Origin of the sequence: Methanosarcina flavescens (assembly GCF_001304615.2) — an archaeon.
GTDB lineage: Archaea > Halobacteriota > Methanosarcinia > Methanosarcinales > Methanosarcinaceae > Methanosarcina > Methanosarcina flavescens.
In genome coordinates this window covers 50340-73126 of record NZ_CP032683.1, presented here as the reverse complement: position 1 = coordinate 73126, position 22787 = coordinate 50340, and the positions used below count along the sequence as shown (strand labels likewise).

General features: G+C 39.2%; 15 protein-coding genes and 1 pseudogene. 10 read left to right on the top strand and 6 right to left on the bottom strand.

Going from position 1 to position 22787, the window contains the following annotated elements:
• The first annotated feature begins 616 nt into the window (after positions 1-616).
• The 5 genes from carA to AOB57_RS00275 all read left to right on the top strand — a co-directional run bounded on the left by carA (position 617) and on the right by AOB57_RS00275 (position 7747).
• Positions 617-1723, top strand: coding sequence for a glutamine-hydrolyzing carbamoyl-phosphate synthase small subunit (gene carA, locus AOB57_RS00295; protein WP_054298734.1), 1107 nt, complete (start codon positions 617-619; stop codon positions 1721-1723).
• Entirely contained in the window at positions 1723-4995 is a 3273-nt protein-coding gene (gene carB, locus AOB57_RS00290; protein WP_054298733.1) for a carbamoyl-phosphate synthase large subunit, read from the top strand. The genes carA and carB overlap by 1 nt, the downstream gene beginning before the upstream one ends.
• Before the next feature lie 283 nt (positions 4996-5278).
• Complete coding sequence (locus AOB57_RS00285; protein WP_054298732.1) at positions 5279-6463, top strand: argininosuccinate synthase; 1185 nt, start codon at positions 5279-5281, stop codon at positions 6461-6463.
• A 429-nt stretch (positions 6464-6892) separates the two neighbouring features.
• On the top strand, positions 6893-7150 hold the full coding sequence (locus tag AOB57_RS00280) for a hypothetical protein (RefSeq protein WP_054298731.1): 258 nt from the start codon (positions 6893-6895) through the stop codon (positions 7148-7150).
• A gap of 57 nt (positions 7151-7207) precedes the next feature.
• Positions 7208-7747 (top strand): hypothetical protein, encoded by a 540-nt coding sequence (locus AOB57_RS00275; RefSeq protein ID WP_054298730.1) that lies wholly within the window; start codon positions 7208-7210, stop codon positions 7745-7747.
• A 97-nt stretch (positions 7748-7844) separates the two neighbouring features.
• Here the strand turns inward: AOB57_RS00275 and AOB57_RS00270 are convergent, their stop codons facing one another.
• Complete coding sequence (locus tag AOB57_RS00270; RefSeq protein ID WP_054298729.1) at positions 7845-8837, bottom strand: DUF4238 domain-containing protein; 993 nt, start codon at positions 8835-8837, stop codon at positions 7845-7847.
• Positions 8838-9054: 217 nt separating this feature from the next.
• Entirely contained in the window at positions 9055-13809 is a 4755-nt protein-coding gene (locus tag AOB57_RS00265) for a DUF3320 domain-containing protein (RefSeq protein ID WP_054298728.1), read from the bottom strand.
• Positions 13810-14665: 856 nt separating this feature from the next.
• On the opposite strand from AOB57_RS00265, the gene AOB57_RS00260 reads away from it, so the two are divergent.
• Together AOB57_RS00260 and AOB57_RS14920 are read left to right on the top strand one after the other, a co-directional pair.
• Positions 14666-14968, top strand: a complete 303-nt coding sequence (locus AOB57_RS00260) for a nucleotidyltransferase family protein (RefSeq protein ID WP_054298726.1) — start codon at positions 14666-14668, stop codon at positions 14966-14968.
• Between the two features lie 54 nt (positions 14969-15022).
• A pseudogene (locus AOB57_RS14920) lies at positions 15023-15316 on the top strand (HepT-like ribonuclease domain-containing protein).
• 290 nt (positions 15317-15606) lie between these two features.
• On the opposite strand, the gene AOB57_RS00250 reads toward AOB57_RS14920, so the two are convergent.
• From AOB57_RS00250 to AOB57_RS00235, 4 genes are all read right to left on the bottom strand, one after another.
• The gene (locus tag AOB57_RS00250) at positions 15607-15981 is read right to left on the bottom strand and encodes a toxin-antitoxin system TumE family protein (RefSeq protein WP_226999558.1); all 375 of its coding nucleotides are present in this window, start codon (positions 15979-15981) and stop codon (positions 15607-15609) included.
• The gene (locus AOB57_RS00245; protein ID WP_226999557.1) at positions 15963-16283 is read right to left on the bottom strand and encodes a hypothetical protein; all 321 of its coding nucleotides are present in this window, start codon (positions 16281-16283) and stop codon (positions 15963-15965) included. The genes AOB57_RS00250 and AOB57_RS00245 overlap by 19 nt, the downstream gene beginning before the upstream one ends.
• A 427-nt stretch (positions 16284-16710) precedes the next feature.
• Positions 16711-17844 (bottom strand): hypothetical protein, encoded by a 1134-nt coding sequence (locus AOB57_RS00240; protein ID WP_054298724.1) that lies wholly within the window; start codon positions 17842-17844, stop codon positions 16711-16713.
• 257 nt (positions 17845-18101) lie between these two features.
• Positions 18102-19205: a hypothetical protein gene (locus tag AOB57_RS00235; protein WP_054298723.1), complete on the bottom strand. Its 1104-nt coding sequence runs from the start codon at positions 19203-19205 to the stop codon at positions 18102-18104.
• A gap of 402 nt (positions 19206-19607) precedes the next feature.
• Here AOB57_RS00235 and AOB57_RS14750 point away from each other — a divergent pair, with 402 nt between their 5' ends.
• From AOB57_RS14750 to AOB57_RS00225, 3 genes are all read left to right on the top strand, one after another.
• Positions 19608-19730, top strand: coding sequence for a hypothetical protein (locus AOB57_RS14750; protein ID WP_264371704.1), 123 nt, complete (start codon positions 19608-19610; stop codon positions 19728-19730).
• An 18-nt stretch (positions 19731-19748) separates the two neighbouring features.
• Positions 19749-21008: a hypothetical protein gene (locus AOB57_RS00230; RefSeq protein WP_054298771.1), complete on the top strand. Its 1260-nt coding sequence runs from the start codon at positions 19749-19751 to the stop codon at positions 21006-21008.
• Positions 21009-21333: 325 nt separating this feature from the next.
• Positions 21334-22737 carry a HEAT repeat domain-containing protein gene (locus AOB57_RS00225; RefSeq protein WP_054298722.1) on the top strand — a complete coding sequence of 468 codons (1404 nt, stop codon included), beginning with the start codon at positions 21334-21336 and terminating at the stop codon, positions 22735-22737.
• The last annotated feature ends 50 nt before the right edge of the window (positions 22738-22787 follow it).

The following is a 22787-nucleotide window of genomic DNA, read 5'->3' as shown; positions in this document are numbered from 1 at the left end:
AGTTTTATCAAAAAATAGATCCAAAATGATCCTGTAAACATTACTAAACTAGTAAATAACACAAATTGTTACAAGCGAGCGGATCTTCTTTGATTTTTTTTCAATTCTTAGAAGAATGTTTTTATCTTGTGGCAACTACTTTTGCCAAAGTCACATATATAATTTACTACAAAATATTTATATATAAACATTTATATATCAATAATTTGTTACTTCACATTTGAAATAAAATTATATACCTCAGTCATATAGACTGTTTTAGATATGACTGCCAGTATCAATTTTTCCTTATTAAACAAATATAATTTTTGTCACTTGTTATAATAACTATAGTGAAATAAATGATTCTTAGGGTTAACCCCATAAATATTATACTTTAGTACAATTTAATCAATTATATATCCAGATGCATAATCCAGTTGAATAAAAATTCTTAAAAAATCTAACTCCGGAAATAGCCTATTCCACCAAATGGATAACGTACAATTATAAATGGAATACAATAATAAACGCTTGTATTATAAGAAAGAGATTATAAAAATTAGGTGTTAGTGATCTCTAAAATTCATCGCAACACTTATACATGTCTTATTACATTTACTCGCAGGTTCAGATGATGAAAGCAGTACTAGGCTTAGAAGACGGAACAATTATTAAGGGCACCGGTTTTGGTGCCGAAGGCACAGCTTGCGGCGAACTTGTTTTTACCACTCAATTCACAGGATATGAGGAGGCTCTAACAGATCCTTCCTACAAGGGTCAGATTTTAATGTTTACTTACCCCCTTATCGGAAACTATGGTGTCAGCGGGGAGCGCGTCCAGTCCGATAATATCCATGCAGAAGGGCTTGTTGTAAGGGAGGCCTGCAAAAAGCCCTATCATTACAAATCCACCCGTTCTATCCACAAATTTTTAGAGGATGAAGGAAAGCCAGGAATTGAAGGTGTGGACACCCGGATGCTCACCATTGGAGCGAGAGAACGCGGAACTATGCGAGCAGCCCTTATCACTGGCAGTGATGATGGGGAAGAAGCTGTCAATATAGCAAGAGACCTTCCACAGATCACGGACGAGGAACTTATTTCCCTTGTGACCTGCAAAGAACCGCACTTCATACCCGGAGCTGAAGGCGCCTGGAAAGGCATAAGCAAACGTAAACATGCGGTTGTGGTTGACCTCGGGATAAAACGCAGTATTATAAATAATCTGCACAACCGGGGAATTGACCTTACATTGGTTCCTGCAACTGCAAAACCCGCAGAAATTGCAAGCCATGAACCGGATATCCTTATCATCTCAAACGGACCAGGCAATCCTGAAAAAGCAAAGGACGCGATTAATGCCGTAAAGGCTTTTGTAGGCACGATTCCGGTCTGCGGAATCTGTTTTGGGCACCAGATTATCTCGCTTGCTATGGGAGCTAGGACTTATAAATTGAAATTCGGGCACAGAGGAGGAAACCAGCCTGTAAAGGATCTGGTTGAAAACAGGATTTTCATAACCTCCCAGAACCACGGGTATGCAGTTGATGCAGATTCCCTTGATGGGACAGGGCTCAATGTAAGGTACCTGAACGCAAACGACAGAACCGTAGAAGGGGTTTCCCATAAAAACCTGGACATTTTCAGCGTGCAGTTCCACCCTGAAGCTCAGGCAGGGCCATTGGATACTGAGGGAACGTTCTTTGGTAAGGTTGTAAAGGTTCTTGGAGGTGAAGCTTAATGCCTAAGCGCGAGGACATTAAGAAGGTTCTGCTTATAGGTTCAGGGCCAATTACTATAGGACAGGCTGCAGAATTCGACTTCTCAGGCAGCCAGGCATGCAGGTCCTTGAAAGAAGAAGGGGTAAAGGTTGTACTTGTAAACTCAAACCCTGCAACCATAATGACCGACCCCGAAATGGCGGATTCGGTCTATATTGAACCCCTTGATGCAAGGATAATAGAAAAGATTATAGAAAAAGAACGCCCTGATGGGATTATTGCAGGTATTGGAGGACAAACTGGCCTCAATATTACCAGTGAACTTGCAGAAATGGGCGTTTTTGAAAAATATGGAGTTCAGATTCTCGGGACTCCTGTCGAAGCTATTAAAAACACGGAAGATAGGGAACTCTTCAAAGAGACCATGCTCAGGATAGGGGAAAAAGTGCCCTTGAGCAGGGCAGTCCACTCCTTAAAAGAAGCCGAAGAAGTTGTTGAAGAACTCGGTCTTCCGCTCATTGTCCGCCCGGCTTATACCCTTGGCGGTGCAGGAGGCGGAATTGCCCGCACAAAAGAGGAACTGCTTGAAATTACGGAACGCGGGCTCAGACGCAGCCGGATTTCCCAGGTGCTTATTGAAGAAAGCGTGCTCGGCTGGGCAGAGGTCGAGTACGAGGTCATGCGAGATTCGAACGATACCTGTATCGTAATCTGTAACATGGAAAACATTGACCCTATGGGTGTTCACACCGGCGAATCGGCAGTTGTTGCCCCTTCCCAGACCCTGAGCGATGCCGAGCACCAGATGCTCAGGAGCGCCTCAATCAAGATTATCCGGGCCCTAAAGATCGAAGGTGGGTGCAATATCCAGTATGCCTTAAAAGAAGGCGATTACCGTGTTGTTGAGGTAAATCCCAGGGTATCAAGGTCATCAGCCCTCGCATCAAAGGCAACAGGCTACCCGATTGCTCGCGTAACCGCAAAAATCGCAATCGGAATGACACTTGATGAAATCATAAATAACGTTACCAAGAGCACACCTGCTTCTTTTGAACCGGCTCTGGACTACGTAATCACAAAGATTCCCAGGTGGCCTTTTGATAAGTTCAAAACTGCAGACAAGACCCTGACAACAGCCATGAAAAGTACAGGTGAAGTCATGGCAATCGGCAGGACAATTGAGGAGTCCCTGCTGAAGGCTTTCAAGTCTCTCGATATTGACTCTCAGTTGGGGATAAAACAATGGGAAGAGCCTGAGATCAAAACCCTCCTCAAGACCCCTACAAGCGAACGTCTTTTTGTTATCTACCATGCGCTTGAGCGAGGCATGTCGATAAAGGAAATTGCCGAACTTTCGAGCATTAATCCTTTCTTCATCTCGAAAATGAAAGGGATCGTGGAAATGGAAAAGCGCATCAGGAAGGAAGAACTTACACCTGAACTCCTGCGCGAAGCAAAAAGAATGGGTTTCCCGGATACCCGGCTTGCCGAACTGACCGGCAGAACAAGAGAGGAAATCAGCGACTTCAGGCATGAAGCAGGAATTCTGGCTACTTTCAAGATGGTGGATACCTGTGCAGCCGAATTCGAGGCAGCTACTCCCTATTACTACTCTACTTACGAGGACACCTGCGAGACAAACCCGACAGACAGGAAGAAAATTCTTATCCTCGGAGCAGGCCCCATCAGGATAGGACAGGGAATCGAATTCGACTATTGTACCGTCCATGCCGTCACTGCGCTTAGGGAAGAAGGCATAGAGACTCTTATCATCAACAACAATCCCGAGACTGTATCTACAGACTTCGATACATCGGACAAGCTCTTTTTTGAGCCGCTGACCCTGGAACACGTAATGAACGTAATCGAGCGTGAAAGGCCTGATGGAGTGCTTGTGCAGTTCGGAGGGCAGACCTCGGTGAACCTTGCACTGCCCCTCAAGCAGGAATTAAAGCGCAGGACAGACCTTGATACCATAATCCTGGGCACTGATCCTGAGGATATGGACCTTGCCGAAGACAGGGAAAAGTTTTATCTCCTTATGCAGAAGCTCGGCATTCCGCAGCCTGAAGGCGGCTATGCAACTTCCCAGAAAGAGGCAATCGAGGTTGCAAAGCGGATCGGTTTCCCTGTGCTTGTGCGCCCATCTTACGTACTGGGCGGGCGGGCAATGGAAATCGTGTATGACGAGATAGACCTTGAACGCTATATGAGAGAGGCAGTAAGGGTCTCGCCCGAACACCCGATCCTTATTGACGATTTCCTTGAGGCAGCCAGCGAAATCGACGTCGATGCAGTCTGCGACCAGGAAGATGTGCTTATTGGTGCAATCATGGAGCACATTGAAGAAGCAGGCGTACACTCCGGAGATTCTGCCTGTGTAATTCCTCCGCAGACCCTCTCACCTGAGGTGCTTGCCCAGGTCAGGGATTATACACGTAAAGTAGCTCTTGGTCTCAAGGTCAAAGGCCTGATCAATATCCAGATGGCAGAAAAAGACGGGAAGGTTTTTGTGCTTGAAGCAAATCCCCGCTCAAGCAGGACAATTCCCTTTGTTTCAAAAGCCGTGGGAATTCCGCTTGCAAAGATTGCAGCCAAAGTTATTGTAGGGCACAGCTTAAAGAGCCTGGGCTACACCGACGAGCCAAAACCCAAACATGTCTCGATTAAAGAAGTCCTTCTACCTTTCGATAAATTGCCAGGCGCAGACCCTATTCTCGGGCCAGAAATGAAAAGTACTGGCGAGGTCATGGGTATTGACTATGACTTCGGAAGGGCATACTATAAGGCTGAACTTGCAGCTGACAACCTGCTGCCCCTTACTGGAAAAGTTTTCCTATCAATAAGGAATGCCGATAAAACCGAACTCGTAGGCGTTGCAAGGAAACTGCAGGCAGCAGGGCTTGAACTTATGGGCACGGAGGGAACTGTTAAGCATCTTGCAAAGCACGGAATCTTCATGGACGTGGTAAAGAAAGTTCACGACGGAAGCCCGAATGTTATAGATATGATGCGCAGGGACGATGTTGACCTTATCATCAATACCCCAACAAGCAGACAATCCCGTAAGGACGGCTCAAGAATCAGGCGGGCAGCCGTGGATTTCAAGGTTCCGTACATCACCACAATGCAGGCAGCCATTGCTGCAGCCGATGCCATCGAGACCATGAAGAAAGGACGGGATCTTACGATTAAATCCATCAACGAATACCACAGCGAGATGGAACAGTTCAGCAAAGCCGAACTGGGGCTGGACCAGAAAAGCGAAGCTGAATCGGCAAAGATCGAGTAAAACCGGTGAAAGCCAGAAAGAATAGAGTAAAAGCCGCAAAGAACAAAAATAATTAGGAAATTTCCGAACCAAAGTTCTACGTAAATATCTGAACCAGAAAAGATGGCATGTCAGCCATCTTTATATATTTTGTTTTGACTATCAGGCTTATTGAATTTTGTCCAATCTTATTCAATCTTATTAGATCTTACTCATCCCATTAGATCTGTTTCAGGTCGCTCATCACTCAAAGTCATTCACCACTCTTATTTGTCTAATCCATAAGTAAAGGGGTAATAAAAGCATGGCAAAAAAAGTTGCACTTGCATATTCAGGAGGGCTTGACACCTCGGTGTGCATCCCCATCCTCAAGGAAAAGTACGGGTACGACGAAGTAATTACAATCTCGGTAGATGTAGGCCAGCCTGAAGAGGAAATTAAAAAGGCAAACATAAAAGCCGAGAAGATCAGCGACAAGCATTACACAATAGATGCAAAGGAAGAGTTCATAAGAGACTACATCTTCCCCCTGATCAAAGCCAACGGAAGCTACGAAGGCTATGTTATGGGCACATCGGTTGCCCGACCCCTGATTGCGAAAAAAGTAGTTGAAACTGCCAGAAAAGAAGGTGCAGTTGCCCTTGCGCATGGCTGCACGGGAAAAGGCAATGACCAACTCCGCTTCGAAGCCGTTTTCCGCCAGACCGATATGGAAGTAATCGCCCCAATGCGGGATATGAACCTGACTCGCGAGTGGGAAATTGAGTACGCAAAAGAGCACGGAATCCCAGTGGAAGCCACAAAATCCAAGCCCTGGAGCGTTGACGAAAACATCTGGAGCCGCAGCATCGAAGGCGGCAGGCTTGAAGACCCCTCTTTTGTCCCGCCAGAGGAAATCTACGAGTGGACAAACTCTCCTGAAAAAGCCCCTGACCAGCCCAGGATTATTGAGATCGGCTTTGAAGCCGGCGTTCCAGTCTCCCTTGACGGCGAAAAACTCAGCGGCTACGACCTTATAAAGAAGCTGAATGCCATCGCAGGCGAAAACGGCGTCGGAAGAACCGATATGATAGAAGACCGCGTGCTGGGCTTAAAAGCCCGCGAAAACTACGAGCACCCCGCTGCAACCGTCCTCCTCGCAGCCCACGCCGACCTCGAAAAACTCGTCCTGACCCGCAGCGAACTAAAATTCAAGAAGATCGTCGACGACCAGTGGTCCGAAATGGCATACGCCGGCCTGGTGGACGACCCCCTTTTTGCCGACCTCAACGCCTTTATCGACAAATCCCAGGAAAGGGTCACAGGCACAGTAAAAGTGAAGCTCTACAAAGGCGCCCTCACAATCCTTGCCCGCAGTTCGCCAAATGCCCTGTATTCCGAGGATCTGGTTTCGTTTGACAGCAAGACCATTGACCAGAAGGATGCAGAAGGGTTTGCGAAGTATCACGGGTTCCAGGCGAGGATGTACAGGAAAGTGATGGATAGGTAAATTTAGGTTTTGTCTGTTCCTTTTAGAGGAATGGACTACTCTTTTTTATTGAGTTTTTATTATCTCCAATCGTTGTTTCTTATCTTGACTGTTCGGAGAGCGCACAGTTTGATTTGCTTAATAGATAGATAACCTTTTTTTGAATCGGATTTTAGACCCCGAGTTCTCAACGGTCGACGAAGGAGACCGGCTTTTTCTTAATAAATAATAAAAATTGATTGGTCAAATGAATAAAACTATATTCACAAAAAACATTTTAAAACTAATCTTTAAGATAATTATTATTAAGATCACTTTGCCTAAAAGATGATTTTATGGATTTATTGAGATTAATAAATGACAAGTGCAATTATTTCTCAGACATATCGGCTATTCAAGGTTTGAAAAGTGTCAGTTTACACATCGAGATGGCTGAACGCCACTTTGAGAATGGAAAAAAAAGAAGACGACTATCGTCTCTTTACAGATGCTATTCATAGATTAAATCAAGCATACGAAGGTTCATTAAAAGAAGCTTATCAAATGCTGACGGGGAATAAACCTGATAAAATGTCTCCGCATGAGATAGAGCAGAGTTTTCAAAAAGACTTGATATTAAAGGAAAGAGTATTAACTTTTTTTGAGAATTATAGGCGAGATTGGCGAAACACATCAACACACGATTATAAACTATGTTTCTCTGAGTAAGAAGCATTTCTTGCAATAGTAAACGTATCTGCTTTTTTCAATATACTTCTTAATCAAATGATAGAAAGGAAAGCATATAATCAAGAAAAGATTAGGCTGTCAGAATCAGGAATTATTACACAAAAACAAGTCCGGTATAAAACTTTTATCGAACAGATAAGTTCACTTTTAATTGATTTTCCCAATAACAATCTTACTAAAACTGTAAGCGATTCTACGCCTCAGTACTTTCATAATGAAATGATAGGCATGCTTGCTGCATATATCGATTCTTCAGATACGGAAATCGAAGTAATCACAGAGTATTCCATTACAACTGGGAAGAGAAAATTATATGCAGATATGTTAGTCCGAAAAGGTGAAAGTTCGCTGCTAATTGAGATAAAGGTAGCAACAAGAAATGTTGCTGATTTACTAAGTGTCGGTCAAAATCAATTACTACTGCATATGGATGCTGCTGATTTAAAGGATGGAATACTCTTTATACTTCCAAAAGGAAGTGACTTTACTAAGATGGTAACAAGAAAAGTTGAAATTAAAAGAACTGATGAGAATAAACAAATAGTCGAAATTTTCCCTGAAAGGTTTTTCACTTGATATTGCATAATAAAGAAACTATAAAAGAAGTTTCCGACTGATTTAGACATGGGCAAAATGATAATCAATCTAATCTAAATTCGAACTTCCTGATATGTTATAAGCACTTTGTTGTGAGGATCTGTATTTGTTCCTCAGTAAGAGAAATGTCGTCACGAGAAAAAATGTGCCTCAATGAGTTATTCACTTGAAACTTATTTTTGTCAATAACACTTTGAAGATTATCATCTAATATTTTGGATGGATATTCATATGAAGATAAATCGTAAATAAGCAAACAAACTTTTGGGCTTAGGGGAAAGTAGATCTTACATCCTTTTCGGATTTGACACTCTTTGTATGGATCAAAATCAGTTATATTATCTACTGCAATTGGGTTGTCTGAAGTCCAATAAGGCAAACCAGTCTTGTTTATATGTAACGTCCAACCCATGCTTAAAAAAACGTTTATATTCATTTCCATAGTACTAATCATAGCTGTTATATGAAGATAAGGTGGCAACTCTTCCATGTAAAGCAAACGCACTAAAGTTTCGATCTCGTTAGCGGATTTTGCTTTTCCTATCCGTTCTATTATAAATCGACGAGCAGTGTTTTTAATATTATCTCTTTGTGCTTTAGTTCTTCTATACTGAAAAAAGACTGATAAAGCAAACAATAATTTTTCATACTCACTCAATTGAGCTAAATCCTCTGAGTTTATTACTTTTTTATGTACTTTACTAAACTCAGTCTCAAGAACACTAAAAAACTGCTCAGGAGAAATAACAAACAGGGGTTCTTCACCGGCATTCAATTGAGCTAAATCTTTTAAATTTTTAATTTCTTTATACACTTTATTCAACTTAGATTCATCAACTTTAAGAATATTTAGGAACTCTTTATAAAAGTAATCCGGTTTACCTTTGATGATATCATAAAAATAATCTTCACAGGCAACATTATTAATGTTGGTCTTAAAATGTCTCATTGTATATTTGTCAAGCGTATAGATATGATATTCTTTCTTTTTTATTGTTGAGAATTGTTTAAGATAAAACTTTGGTACATAATGGTGACTTATAGGTTGTTGACCATTTGATTTGCTCATACTTCTTCATAATATGTAATTTGCTTAAAACTTACGTTTTTTTCTTTCTTTAGAGTTATAAAATAGTTATTCCTTTACTTTATCTTACAAACATATAGTGAAACTGAAGCTCTACAAAGGCATCCTCACAATCCTTGCCCGCAGCTCTCTAAATGCCCTTTATTCCGAAGACCTGGTTTGTTCGTTTTTTCTAGAGATACGTTTAATGCTGAATAATTTACTTAGCAATAACGAGTTCCTTAAAGTATATCATATTATTTGGTAATTTTGTAAGGCGGTTATCTTGTATTAAGGATTCAATTATATTGTTGATTTTATCTTTAGCATTTTTTCGTATAACTTTAATCCCAAGGAATCGTGCAGTCTGTACTATGAGATCCTCCTGAGCAGTAGAATATTGGTTATGAAGGACAAAAAATACAGCTTGAGTTATTTCCTCATCACAAATCCACTCAATTTTTACTGATGTGTCTCCGCAACGTTTTCTCAATAAACTATCAGGTTCAAAATCTGGCCAAAGAAAATCATCTCTAACTAATATCTTTTTTGATTTCTCCGCAGATTTAATTGCACTTTGAATCTTGTTTTTTATTACGTTTCCAACACGTGCAATTCTAAAGTGCACTTTTATGCGTTGAATTAGCTCATCTGAATGGATTGGTCCCTCAAACTTGACAATCTTTGTAATTATTTCTTCTAATTGAAACTCATATAATTCAGAAAAATCTTTTGAAATGTCGGTCAATGGACAAATTTTATATTCTTGAATTTCATTTTGAGGTTTTCCTAATGTTTCATTCTGCGATGTAAAACAATTGATCACATTGGTTTTCTCATTATTCCTGATCTTATCCTGATAAGTCACCGAATTATTTTTTTGACTACTTTTTTCAGCCATTTTGCTTAGTTTTGTGTTTTCTATAGCTTCCAATAGCTTTTTCCCACTTTCTACTGGATGACGATACCAGTCTGTTGACCATATCCTGTAAATTTTCCATCCAAGTTCTTCCAATCTTTGTTGGCGCAATCTATCACGATCGCGTGCAACAGGTGAAGAATGATACTGTGCACCATCACATTCAATTCCAATGAGATAACGTCCATGATTACGCTGATCTACAATTGCAAGATCAATTCTATAGGCAGCACATCCAACCTGTTTATGAACTTCATATCCATTGTCTCTCAGGAATTCGTACACGGAATCCTCAAATGGTGAATCGCTATCTTCGCCAGGTCCAGATATTGGATTGAGATTTTTAGTTTCTGCATATTCAAGAAAAGTTTTTAGGGCTTTCAAACCAACTGAAGCACTTCCATCAATATTTAGATCTTTTGCTGTAAAATTCGAGAAAACAATACACTTTTCACGTGCTCTGCTAATTAAAACATTAAGTCTTCTTTCTCCGCCTTCCTGATTAAGAGCGCCGAAACTGCGGGACAACTTGTGGTATGAATCAAACCCAAAACCTATACTTATGAAAATGATATCCCTTTCGTCTCCCTGAATAGTCTCAATGTTTTTAACAAAGAAATTCTCCCCTTTTTCATTTGTGAAGAATTGTTCTATTTCAGGGTTCCGACGTAAGAGCAAATCTATTTGCTCTATTATCGCTTGCTGTTGTTTGGTATTGAAAGTCCCCACGCCAATACTTTTAGATGGAAAACGCCTGTAATGATCAAGAACCGATTCTGCAACTGCACGCGCCTCTCCAAGATTTGTACCGGTTTTACCTCTGTCGTATACGGTTTCAGGAAGATGTATTAATTTTAATCCAAGATTTTCACTATCATGCATAGGAGAGGGATAAATGTATAGGCGATTATCATAAAATTCATGATTAGAAACTGCAATTAAAGATTCATGCCTACTTCGATAGTGCCAGAGAAGTGATTTTGAGGGAAAACTCCTCTTACACATATTAAGAATACTTTCCGTATCTTTATAATTTGAGTCCTCATCCGGATCAAGATCTAACGTATCAGCAACATGATCAAAGAAGCTTGTTGGGGGAAGCTGACGAGAATCTCCCATTACAACAGCCTGATTTCCACGTAATAAAGCTCCAATTGCATCTTCAGGTTTAACTTGACTGGCTTCATCAAAAATAATTACATCAAATTTTGTTGTGCTTGGGTCAAGGTACTGAGCAACTGAGAGAGGACTCATCATAAAACAGGGCTTTATTTTCTGGATTAAGCCTCCAGCTTTAGTCATGAGTTTTCTAATTGGTAGGTGCCCACGCTTTCGAGTAAACTCTTTTAAGAGGATGCCAGCTTCAGAATCTTTTGAAGCCCCAGAAGATAAATTAGGTCTATGACAGTATGCTTCGTATGCAATACGTTGACGATTTAAGTAAATAACTCTTTTATCAATCTCTTTGAACTTGTTAATTTTATTATCCTGAAGTTCTTTAACAAATTCAGGAAGAAACTTTTTTTCTCGAAAAATAATTCTCATCAAACTATCTACATAGTTACCTTTGAATGCATACACAAGATCTTCTGCAACAATTTCATCGTTCTCAATTAAGTGGATTAACGGTGCTGCAACGGTATGTAAACATTGTTTTTTGTGATTGATGAAATGACTCCATAAGATAAGCGACGACTTCTCGTACTTCCACGAGTTTAATTTATTTGTTAAGTCTTCAAATGTAACGTCATCAAAACTTTTTCCAAATACGGTTTCAAAGTTTGGGTTGATTAATTTAAACAATGAATTTTGCTGATCTACCAATTTAGCATTTATCTGTTGTATTCTATTAATAGCCAAATTTAAATCTTCTCTATTAGATCCTTTGCTTATAACCTCACAGGCATTTTCTGAAAGTGTGCCTTTTAATACACATTTTCTAAATGAAATAATATCTTTACTGAGATCTTCCAATGATCTAGGGTCAGTTTTTTCATTATTCCAATAAATTCCAAAGAATTTTTTCCCTTTTGATTGTAGGCTTTTAAACTCCTCAGTTGTCAACCTCAATTCAGATACATAATGTAAGTCTTCTAAGATTTTAATATCATCAGAAGGAGGCTTTGAATTATAATAACTTTGGATTTCCCGTTTAGTCCTTTTATATTTTGGACTTAAAAATTTTAGAAACTTTGAGGACAATGATTTAAAAGAAGAAATATCAAACTCTAATATAGAACTTTTAAATTTCTCTTGGACAATTGAGTTTAGCTCTTGATATTTCCCTAATTTTGCTATGAGTTCCTCTGCATCTTTATTTGTAGAGTTCCATTCTGGATTTTTTAGAACCTCTTCATCTATCTGAGGCATCGAGACAACAATTTTAGCAGCATCAATTAAATGGATAAGTTGAGATTCTGACAAAGGAGTATCGGCTCCAGTAAGATTCACTATTTTTTTAATTGAAGATTCTATATCAGTGATCGATCGCAAAGTCTCATTAATTAATTTATTAAATTCTTCAATGTCAGAATGCAAAAGGTCGTCGGGTTCGCAACCTCTCCAAGGATTGAATAATACTGTTTTTATAGAAGGTAATAATGAGGTCAACTTTTCAAGTGTTAAAATTGCCTTATCCCATTGATCATTATTCCATTCATTTGGATTGGGAAACTCAATTCTTGGCATTGATCTACTCATTTTAATAAAATAAAGTCGAACTTCTTCTCTTAAACCATATAAATTATATAAAGAAATACCACGTCTTCCAATAGGTTCATGAAGGGCCTTTGCATACTCATTTAATTCTGATTTTAATTGTTCTAGTTTGTTAATCTCTTGATCAATATTTACTGGTTTTATTGGAGGCTTGTTTAAAGTGCGTTCAAGCTCAACCAATACCTCTTTTTTCTTTGCTTTATTACTATGAATCTCCAGACATAAATCACCTAAGCCTGTATTATCAATTCGAGTTTTCACAACCTGTAAGGCTGCCATTTTTTCACTAATAAACAGTACACTTTTTCCCTGTACCAGTAATTCTGCAATGATATTAGCGATTGTCTGAGATTTTCCAGTTCCTGGAGGTCCTTCAACAACGAGATTCTTTCCAGCTTTCACATCTTCGATAACTGCGATTTGAGAAGAATCCGCATCCATAATATGATAAGTATCTTTTGCAGAAAGTTTTATATCGACATCGTTTTCAGAGAAACTCTGTAGATTCCTTGGATCTGATTTTGGGTTAAAAATTTGTTCCATAAGAGGATGATTTGCAGGAGATAAATCTCCATGCCACGCCGCAGGATCCAAGTCTTTGTACATAACGAATTTTTTAAAATTGAAAAAATCAAGTGAAATCTCACTGAGTACTTTCCAGTTTTCCTTTTCTGATATAGCATTTACAACGGACTGAAAATATACATCAATACCAGTTTTTTCATCAGGCATTTCAAACTCTGGGAGCTCAACACCTTGTTCGGCAAGTTTTGCCTGCAAGGTAATTGACGTAAAAATATCATCTCCAGTCCATTTTAGCGTAAATTTACGTCCGACTCCCGGACGTTTAAGTTCGACTGGAACAAGAATTAGGGGAGCTTTATGAATGATATTTGAATCTTTGCTCTCTGTCCAATTTAGAAAACCAAGGGCAAGATATAGTACTGGATATCCTTGTTCTTCAAATACTGAATTAGCTTTATTAGCTATGTAGAATAGACGTTTTTCAAGCTCTTCAGGTTCATAAGGAGTATTAAGGTAATTGTCAAAATAATTCTCTGGCTCTTCATCCTCATTAATTATTGGAGCCCATTTAATATCTGCATTATCAACTGCCTCAGAATCAGTTTTTAATGTGTTAGAATCCTGATTTTTAGCTGGTAAAAACTTCATCGACTTTTCTTGAAGGACAAATATATTGTAAATTTCACGAGGATGTTCATCTATTATCGGTAAAGTTTGACTTTTTGATACCCTATAGTTGACTAAGTTATTTCTTAGAGAAAGATCTAAAAGATTTTGACGCAAGAGATCTAATTCTTTTTCTATATTCGCCATATTAACACTGCCAGTATCTAAATTTGAAAATCTATAATGAGAAAGAAGGAACTATTAACAAATCTGCCTTTTTCATACAATTTCTTATAATAAAAATCTTCTTAATTTCAATAAAATCAGAAAATCTCCCAAGATGAAGAAGAAACGTTTTATCTAAAGGAAGCCCTGCAAAGTGCCCCTTTATAAACATAAAAAAACACGGGTTTTCGTTTCGCTTTTCTTAATTTTACCTTCACAAATGTATTAGGGGAAGATTCCAGCAGACCGCCTCATGAGAAATATATTTCAACTTAAATGAACGAAGAGAAGCTCACTTTCAATCAGAAGATCCCTTCCAAAGTAAAAAAATCCCCTCGATCTAAAAAAGCCCTTCAAAATGCCCCTTATAAAGATACAAAATCAGGGGTTTTTCAATGTCACTTTTTTCAACATCATCTTAACGAGCGTATTCGAGTTAGATTTAAGCAGACCGCCGGCAGGAAAAACATATTTCAACTGAACTGGAAACAGGAAAATTTTTTCCGATCTTGGCGGTCCAGTTTCGACAGCTTTTCTTGATCCATAATTCACTTAAAAAATATAACTTGAATCCGATAATCCCTCCCCAAAAGGGAAAGATCACTTCGAGCAAAAAAAGCCCTGCAAAAAGCTCCTTCTAAAACTGCAAATCACAGCTTTTTAATCTCACTTTGATTTAAGAACATATTCCGGGGAAATTCAAGCAGACTGCTGGCAGGAGAAATATATTAAACTGAATTGGACGTGAAAAAGATTTCACCTTTCCTTAGTAATTATAAATACTACAACCACAGAATACTATAACATATCAAAAAGAGATTAAACAGAGCCTGAAAAAATGCCGGAAAACCGAGAAGCTGAAATCTATATCCGGAAACTCCATGAAATGCTCCCTGAGCTTAAAGAAAAATATCATGTCAGTTACCTTGGGATTTTTGGGTCTTACATAAGAGGAGAACAGAAACCTGGAAGTGATCTGGATATACTTGTTGAGTTCACCAAAACTCCTACAATTTTTAAATTTGTCAACCTTGAAAACTATCTTTCGGAAGCTCTGGGAATCAAAGTAGATCTGGTTATGAAAGACGCTTTAAAGCCGAACATAGGCAAACACATCCTGAGTGAAGTTGAAGCTGTTTGAAGAGGGATCGATATTCGCGAAGCAAAGGACTATATTCAGGATATTTATGACGCAATGGAAGCAGCAGAAGAATTTGTTAGTGGCTGGACATTTGAAGAGTTTACCGAAGACCGCAAAACACAGTTTGCAGTAATCAGAGCTCTGGAAATCATTGGCGAAGCGGCAAAGAATATTCCATATGATGTGCGTGAAAAATATCCTTTTGTTCCGTGGAAAGACCTGGCAGGGATATGAGACAAACTGATTCACGCTTATTTTGGAGTAAATCTGAAGGTAGTCTGGTTATCCGTTAAAGAGGGTATTCCAGAAGCAAAACCTGATATCAAACGCATATTGGATGAAATATGATTTAGAAAAATTCCTCTCAAGAGGAAAAAGAATCGCTTAATCTAAAGAAGCCCTGCAAAGTGCCCCTTATAAAGATACAAATCAGGGTTTTTCAATTTCTCTTTTCGTAACTTTATCTTAACAAGCGTATTCGAGGAAGATTTAAGCAGGCCGCTGGCAGGAAAATATATATCAAAACTGAACAGGTAAAATTAGTGGAATTGCTCACAAGGAAGATCAAAAAGAGGTAACTTAGACCTAGACTTTTCTAAAATGGATTTCAAATGTACACTAATGAAAAATGATGAGAATCATGGATTCGAACTCAGTAGTTTCTTCACCTCACGGAGAACATCTTCTATAAATACTTCGGGAGATTCTCTGGGTTCTGCTTCATTTCCTTTATGGATATGATAAGGGAACGTTTTTAAATTTTTCCAGTGTGGAGAATTATCCCAACGTTTTATCATTGCATCCTCTTTTTGCAGGTGATAAGAATATCGTCTGAAATCGGGTCCCACACTCTCACTAATCTCCAATAGGTAGCCATCTTTGAGAGTTGCTCTTGCTTTTAAAACCTGGACAGGAGGTTCAACTATTGCTTTGAGAACTTTTAATTCAAGTACAATCTCACTGGATGAAAGAGCAGAAACAATTTTGCTTATAGTCATAAGAACTTTTCCCAATATCGTAATGCTGTGACATAGCTTTCCCAGATTATGAAATCATCCCACTCTTCAAAGTTTTCTTCCTCTACTCTCGATTGGATTCTTTTTTCAAAAGCAGGAAAGTCCATACCGTACTTCTTCTCCATTTCAGCTACCTTTTTACCATAGTAATCGATCTTTTGTTCAGCTTGGTCATGCACAAGTTGCTTTAATGCCTCCTGTTCGTCTTTATATAGGCCTACTTTCACCATGTCACTTATAGGTTCAAAGATTTTACGAGGAATTTTTACGTACTCAATAGCTTCTCCCAATAGTATCACCTAACTAGCATTTTGTCTCTCCAATCTTAAATGTATTTGTATACTCATAGAATTTGTCTTTTCCACCACATTTGCAAAAATAGTTTTAAGAGATTAAAGCAAACCTTCAGTTGGAGAAATATATTAAAACTTAGTTGAACGTGAAGAGAAATTCACTTCCAATCAGAAAAACCCTCCCCAAAGGAAAAGATCACTTCGAGCAAAAAAAAAGCCCTGCAAAGTGCCCCTTCTAAATCTGCAAAAATCACGGGTTTTCAATTTCACTTTTTTAACTTTATTTTAACAAACGTGTTCGGGGTAGATTTAAGCAGACCGTCGGCAGGAAAAAAATACTTTGAGCTTTCCCAACACCGATTTTTATCCTCTGGACAATTGTTCCAAGTCAGTATTTAACATGGTTATTGCGTTGATTAAGTTTGTTTAAATTTTAGTCTGCATCTTCTATTTGTTTATTTTGATCCGCAAAAACATCCGTTTCTGCCTGATTCCATATCTGCCACCGTCGGTATCTGTCATATAGAGTGACATTCAGGGTCAGGAGCAGGATGAAGAATAAAGTATCGAGAAGGTTGATCGAACCATCGAACCTTGTTATCAGGAAGTCGTAGGCAAGCACGATCCCAAAGTTTACGGCAGACATTACTATGAACTCCTGAATTATTGATTTCCAGTGAGTTCCACGCCTGGCAAACCACTGACTGAGTTCGGTATTTATTATAATAAGAATCGATAAGCCGATTGCAACCTGAAAGCTGCTTGCACGGACTTCGGGAAGGATCTGGGCAAAAATTGTGCTTAACAGGGAAACAAGCACAATTTTTTCGAACAGTTCATAATGCAGGAAGTCGTCGAAAAATCTCTGGCTTGTATAATTGTCCCTGATGTTCCTTGCATGCAGGCTGTAAAAAGAGAATTGTTTGTAACTGGCTGCAAATATTAAGCCGGGCCGCATAGGGGGCAGGTCTCGTAAAAGCCACCAGCCAAGGAAGATAAGGAGAGCAGCCCAGGCGATCAGGATTATCACATTTGAGGGGTTCGCCTGAATCCAGTCAGTCGTGTCCATCTGAGCAATGTGAATCCAGTATTCCTGAGGCAATTTGGCGAAGATCCAGATAAAAGCCGTAGCGGTGATCAACCTGTCTTTTGTAAGTACCTTAGGATCCCATTTCAGGCGGACAAGCTCATAGAAAATGAAGAAGTACTCAAAGACATTGGAAAAAATAAGCAATAGCAGACGCAGGTGTGTTATCTCAAAAATGGCTACGCCTATCAGCCTGTAGTAAAAAAGGAAGCGGCCTGCTTCAAAGGCGAAGAAGTTTGACCAGTTTCTAAGAGTTGAAAGATAGGTAATTGCCAGATAATATATATCCAGAGCCTTATCATATTCCTGGTAGTCTACCAGAGGCAGGTTAGTAAACTCCTGAAACAATGTCTGGTCTACCATGTCGAGGACTAAGGAAAGTATAATGCCTGGAAGCGGATAGCTGGGAATGGTAAGCGGTATCAAAAAACGAGCCGCGACTACAGCCCAGAATATAAACAGATCCGATGTCTCCGGCATTATGAGTCTGCCTCCTTTCCCGGCACTCAACCGGATCGGTTATAGTCACATCCTATCCGGCTTGAAAACCTGCTTTCAAAATATACCAGAGAACTTTTACCAATTTATATCATTCGGCATTTATAGGAAGAAGTGTAAAACCCTGAATCTTTAGCTCATTGAATGCGAAGCTGGTAAATATTAACTTAGCAGTAGTTCTAACTTAGCAGTAGTTCACATTTCTCACTTCTATTTCTCACGAAACCTCTCAAATGTTTTTACTTTCCTGAATCAACTGCTTCCTGGCTCCTTACATGCATTGTTCGATACCTGTCATAGAGCGTCACATTAAGTGTCAGGAGGAGGACGAAGAAGAGTGTGCTAAAAAGGTTGATCGAACCGTCGTATCTGGGCAGCAGGAAATCGAATAAAAGAATTATGCCGAGGTTCACCATGGACATGGCTATAAATTCCTGGATAATAGATCTCCAGTGAGTTCCACGCCTTGCAAACCAGTGGCTCAATGCTGTGTTTATTATTATCAGGATGGCCATACCTATCGCAAGCTGAAGATTTGTTGACCTCACCCCGGGAAGTATTTGGGCAAAAATTATGCTGAGGAGTGATACCAGCATTATTTTCTCAAACAGAGCGTTATCGAAGAATTTTTTTGAGGAATTAACCGCTGGAAAACTGATTTTTGTCTCCTGTTCAAACCTTTCCCTCTGGATTACAGGGACAGGATCGGCTGCAAATGAGAGCCCTGATTTCATGGGAGGCAGGTCCCGCAGCAGCAACCATGCCATGCCAAGCAGGAATAAAGCCCATCCGATAAGAATTAATGCGTTTGAGGGGTTTGCCCGAATCCAGTCCGTCGTATCCAGCTGAGCGATATGGATCCAGTATTCTTGCGGCAGTTTGATAAAGATCCAGATAAGTGCCGTAGCAGTGATCAGTTTATTTTTTGTAAGCACTATCGGATTCCATTTCAGACGGATTGCCTCATAGAAGATAAAGAAGTATTCGAAAGTGTTTGGAAAGATAAATAATAACCCTCGCAAATGCGTCAGCTCGAAAAGAGCTGCACCAACCAGCCTGTAATAGAAAAGGAAACGGCTTATCTTAAAAGCGAAGAGATTTGACCAGTTTCGCATGGTTGAAAGGTAGGTTATAGCCAGGTAATAATTGTCAAGAGCCTTATCATAGCTCTGGTAGCCTTCAAGGGGCAGGCTAGTGAACAGCTGGAAGATCGTCTGGTCTACCATATCAAGAATAAGGCAAGCTATTACCGCTGGAAGAGGGTATATTGGAATAAAGAGCGGAATAAAGAAACGCAGCATAACTACAGACCAGAAAATCAACATATCCGAAGTATCTGGCATCCTGAATTTACCCCCTGCCCCTCAGATTTATTTTGCCAGGTTTCCTGCCTGAAAAAGCTTTTACGATTAGAACTGCCAGGCTGGAAATCATTTTTACAGGCTAAAACTAATACTTATATTATGTATTCTTACTTAAGCTGAGATTAATGCTCAATATTATATACCCTTTTTTATCGTATTGATGTTATTAATGTTAGAGTTTTCGACTGCTTCGACTATTATTTTTATATTGAATCTAATTCTCTTATTTCAAACTTTATATATGATTAGTTTTTATATATGACAGGTTTATAAATACCTATTATTATAAATTAAAAAAGGAAATTAAAAATGAAAAATTAGCTGCAAGCCATCCGGTCTGCAGCCTGGTAATTAAAGCTTAAGGGGATACATTGCAGATACATGGGGTACTCTGCTGAAAAGACATCTATTGCAAAAATGGACAGTCTGGCTCTTTGTATTATACTGCATAGGGCAGTCGGAATTGTTTCTTATTCCGAATATGTAAAGGGCAGGAACTGTTAAAACATGGGGGAAATAGTAATGGCACAATTCAGACCTTTTGAAATGGATAGTATTCCGATAGAAGAGCAGTTCATGAACTGGAAGGAAATAGTTCAACCTTCTTATGATAAGAAATCGGTCGATGCGTACACCCGAACCCGGGTAATTCTAATGAATGGGATTGAGAGTGCTTCAATCCTTATGTCTCATGCGATGGAGCGCATGATTGAAGAGCCGGAAATTAAACGCAAGATGGCAGCAATTAGGCGTGTGGACTCCATGCAGCAGCAGACGGTTGACTGGTTAAATCCGGCTAATCAGAGTGTTATAGAGACTACACTTGGTTATGAACAGGTAGCTGTTGATCTTACTGCAAACCTTGCTAAAAACGAGCCTGATCCATATGTAAAGCAAACCCTGGACTTCGCCCTGCTTGAAGACTTCGACCATCTTTACCGATACAGCTGCCTTTATGATTATCTGGAAGGCGGCGACCCTGAGTTTATTGTTCAGGGCAAGACCGAGGTAAAACCTGGAAGACCGACAGTTGGTCACCACCGCCATCCTAACGACAACATGCGCAAGCATTACGATAAGGACACAGCCGACATTAAAACCAAAATGAATTATCTCACCATAGTTGCAGGCGAGCAGCAGACTGAGCTTTTCTATAAAACTCACGGAAATATGTATTCGGACGAACTCGCAAGGCAGCTTTACTCCGAGATTGCCGATGTTGAAGAGGAGCACGTGACCCAGTACGGGCTGCTTGGCGACCCGCGAGAAACAATGCTCGAGAAAGCTGCGCTCATGCAGCTCTGTGAGGCATATATTTATTTCTCCTGCGCACAGACCGAAACCGATCCCAGGATAAAAGCCATCTGGGAAAATTTTGCAAAAATGGAGATTTCACACTTCGAAAGCTGCGCCCACCTCCTTGAAAAATATGAAGGCCGAGATATTAGTGAAGTCGTAAAGGCTGATGTTATCGAACCTCTGGTTGTTTTCGAGCCGAATAAAGAATACGTAAACAAGGTAATTGATGAGCAGCTTGACATCATGCCGGATGGCATGGAATACAAGCGGCTCAGTGAACTGGCAGATAAGTGGTCCAGCTATAAGTTCCAGTGGAAGGTTAACAGTGCTGGCGTGCCAAGTGAAGAAGTAGTCGGCAAAGCAAGCAGCGAACTGGCTCAGCGGGATCAGGCTAGAAATATCCAGAAGTTTAAGAATCAGCTATCCGAGCGCACAGAGAGCGTAATGTCTTCACAAAGAGGAAGGGCGATGCCACCTCTCTGATATAATCTTTCAGGGCTTTTTAAGGCACATTTTAACTTCAGGCACAGAAAAGTCGTTTTATTCTAGAATAAAGGGCGTTACTCTACGCCCATTATTTAATTTAAATTAATTAAAGCATATATTTTTTAATTTAAGTGATTATTTAGTCTATTTTTAATCCAGCTCACTTCATCAGACTCATTCTTGAAACGCTATTTCTGCCTAATGACTTTCAAATTTATACATTCCTGTTTTAAAGCAAAACAATCTATGTTATTTATTCTCGCAAAACAAAAAGAAAGTTTTTTAAATACCAGTTCCTATAGAATTTTATGGTGTTTGGCAGTTGGTCGACCAGAATAATATCCATAATCAATGCCTAAGCAAGGATCCAAAAGAGCGCATACATGCGTTAGAGCAATTAGAGAATTTATTCTCATTCATGCCAGATAAGCAACAAGCATGGGATGATTTACATAGACTAACTAGTGATGAAGACATTGATGTAAGATCCAGTGCTGCCCTTGCTCTTGGTTCTGCTTTTTCTCATGTGCCAGATAAGCAACAGGCATGGGATTATTTGCATAGACTGACTAGTGATGAAGACAGGTCTGTGAGATCCTCCTCAAATTATTCTCTTGCAAGAGTCTCAATATTCATGGCATCACAGGCAGAAACAGATGAAGATTACAAGAGAGAATTAGAAAATGCAATTGAATTTTTCGAAATTGCATCAAAGGAAGCAAAGTACTATAATCCTGCTCAATTTTGTCTTCTTTTTTATCGCTCATTCTATACAGTAATTTTTAAAAAACAGGAAGCTAGAGAAGAAGTGAACAGATATCTGGAAGAAGCTAAATCTGCAATTAAAGGCTCAGAGAGCAAAGAACTACTCTCTGAAGCTGTTCAAAACCTCGCAGAAGCATTAAAAGAAGTTCACAATCTAGAAAACTTGGATTTAAAGGCAAAAAAAGTAGAGCTTTATTTCTACAGGAAATATTGTGACAGCGTCTCAGAAATAATGAGATATACTGACGAAAAAGCACCGTTTGCAACAGAAGTTCTGAGAAAAAGGCTACCCATTTTGGATAGGCATCTAAAAAAGCTTCTCGAAGAAATACAGGAAAAAGCAAAGAAAGCGTGTCAGGAATCTCAAGGAACTGCTACCAAAGAAATTGCATGTGCTGTCAATAAAGAAGTTCAAAAATGGGAAATAAGTAGCCATGAAGAAATGAGTTGGTGTGTAAATAATCTTGTTACTGTTCTTAAATCAAAAATTCCTCATAATACCGAAAACAAAGAAATTCTTGATATGATTGAGTACATGAAGTTTGAGAAAGACCTTACAAAGCAGTATAGAACTCTATCTACTGTTATTGGGCTAATACCTACAGTCAATGTGGTTGCAGTAGATCCTATTGTTGAAAATATTAACGAAATAGGTCAAAACATAGAGGCTAAATTAGATAATCTTTCTCAAGAAATGAACGATATAAGTATTAGCTTAAGTCCTAGAATAAAACAAGAAATTAAGATTTCTTCAGGAATTGAAATTGCAGGAACAGGCGGAAAGCTTATAACAACAATTCCTTTACAGGAAATTTCTTACGCTGAACTTAAAGAAGACTTACAGAGAATAAAAGGAAAAAATATTAGCAAATTATCCGAGCTTCCAAAAAGATTAGCTAACAAAATTAAAGGTTATTTACTACTCAAAGACAGGGAAGACATTATTGAGCAGTTAACCTGAAGTGGATTATCTCCAACTATCGGTTAACGATAACTGATATTATATTACTT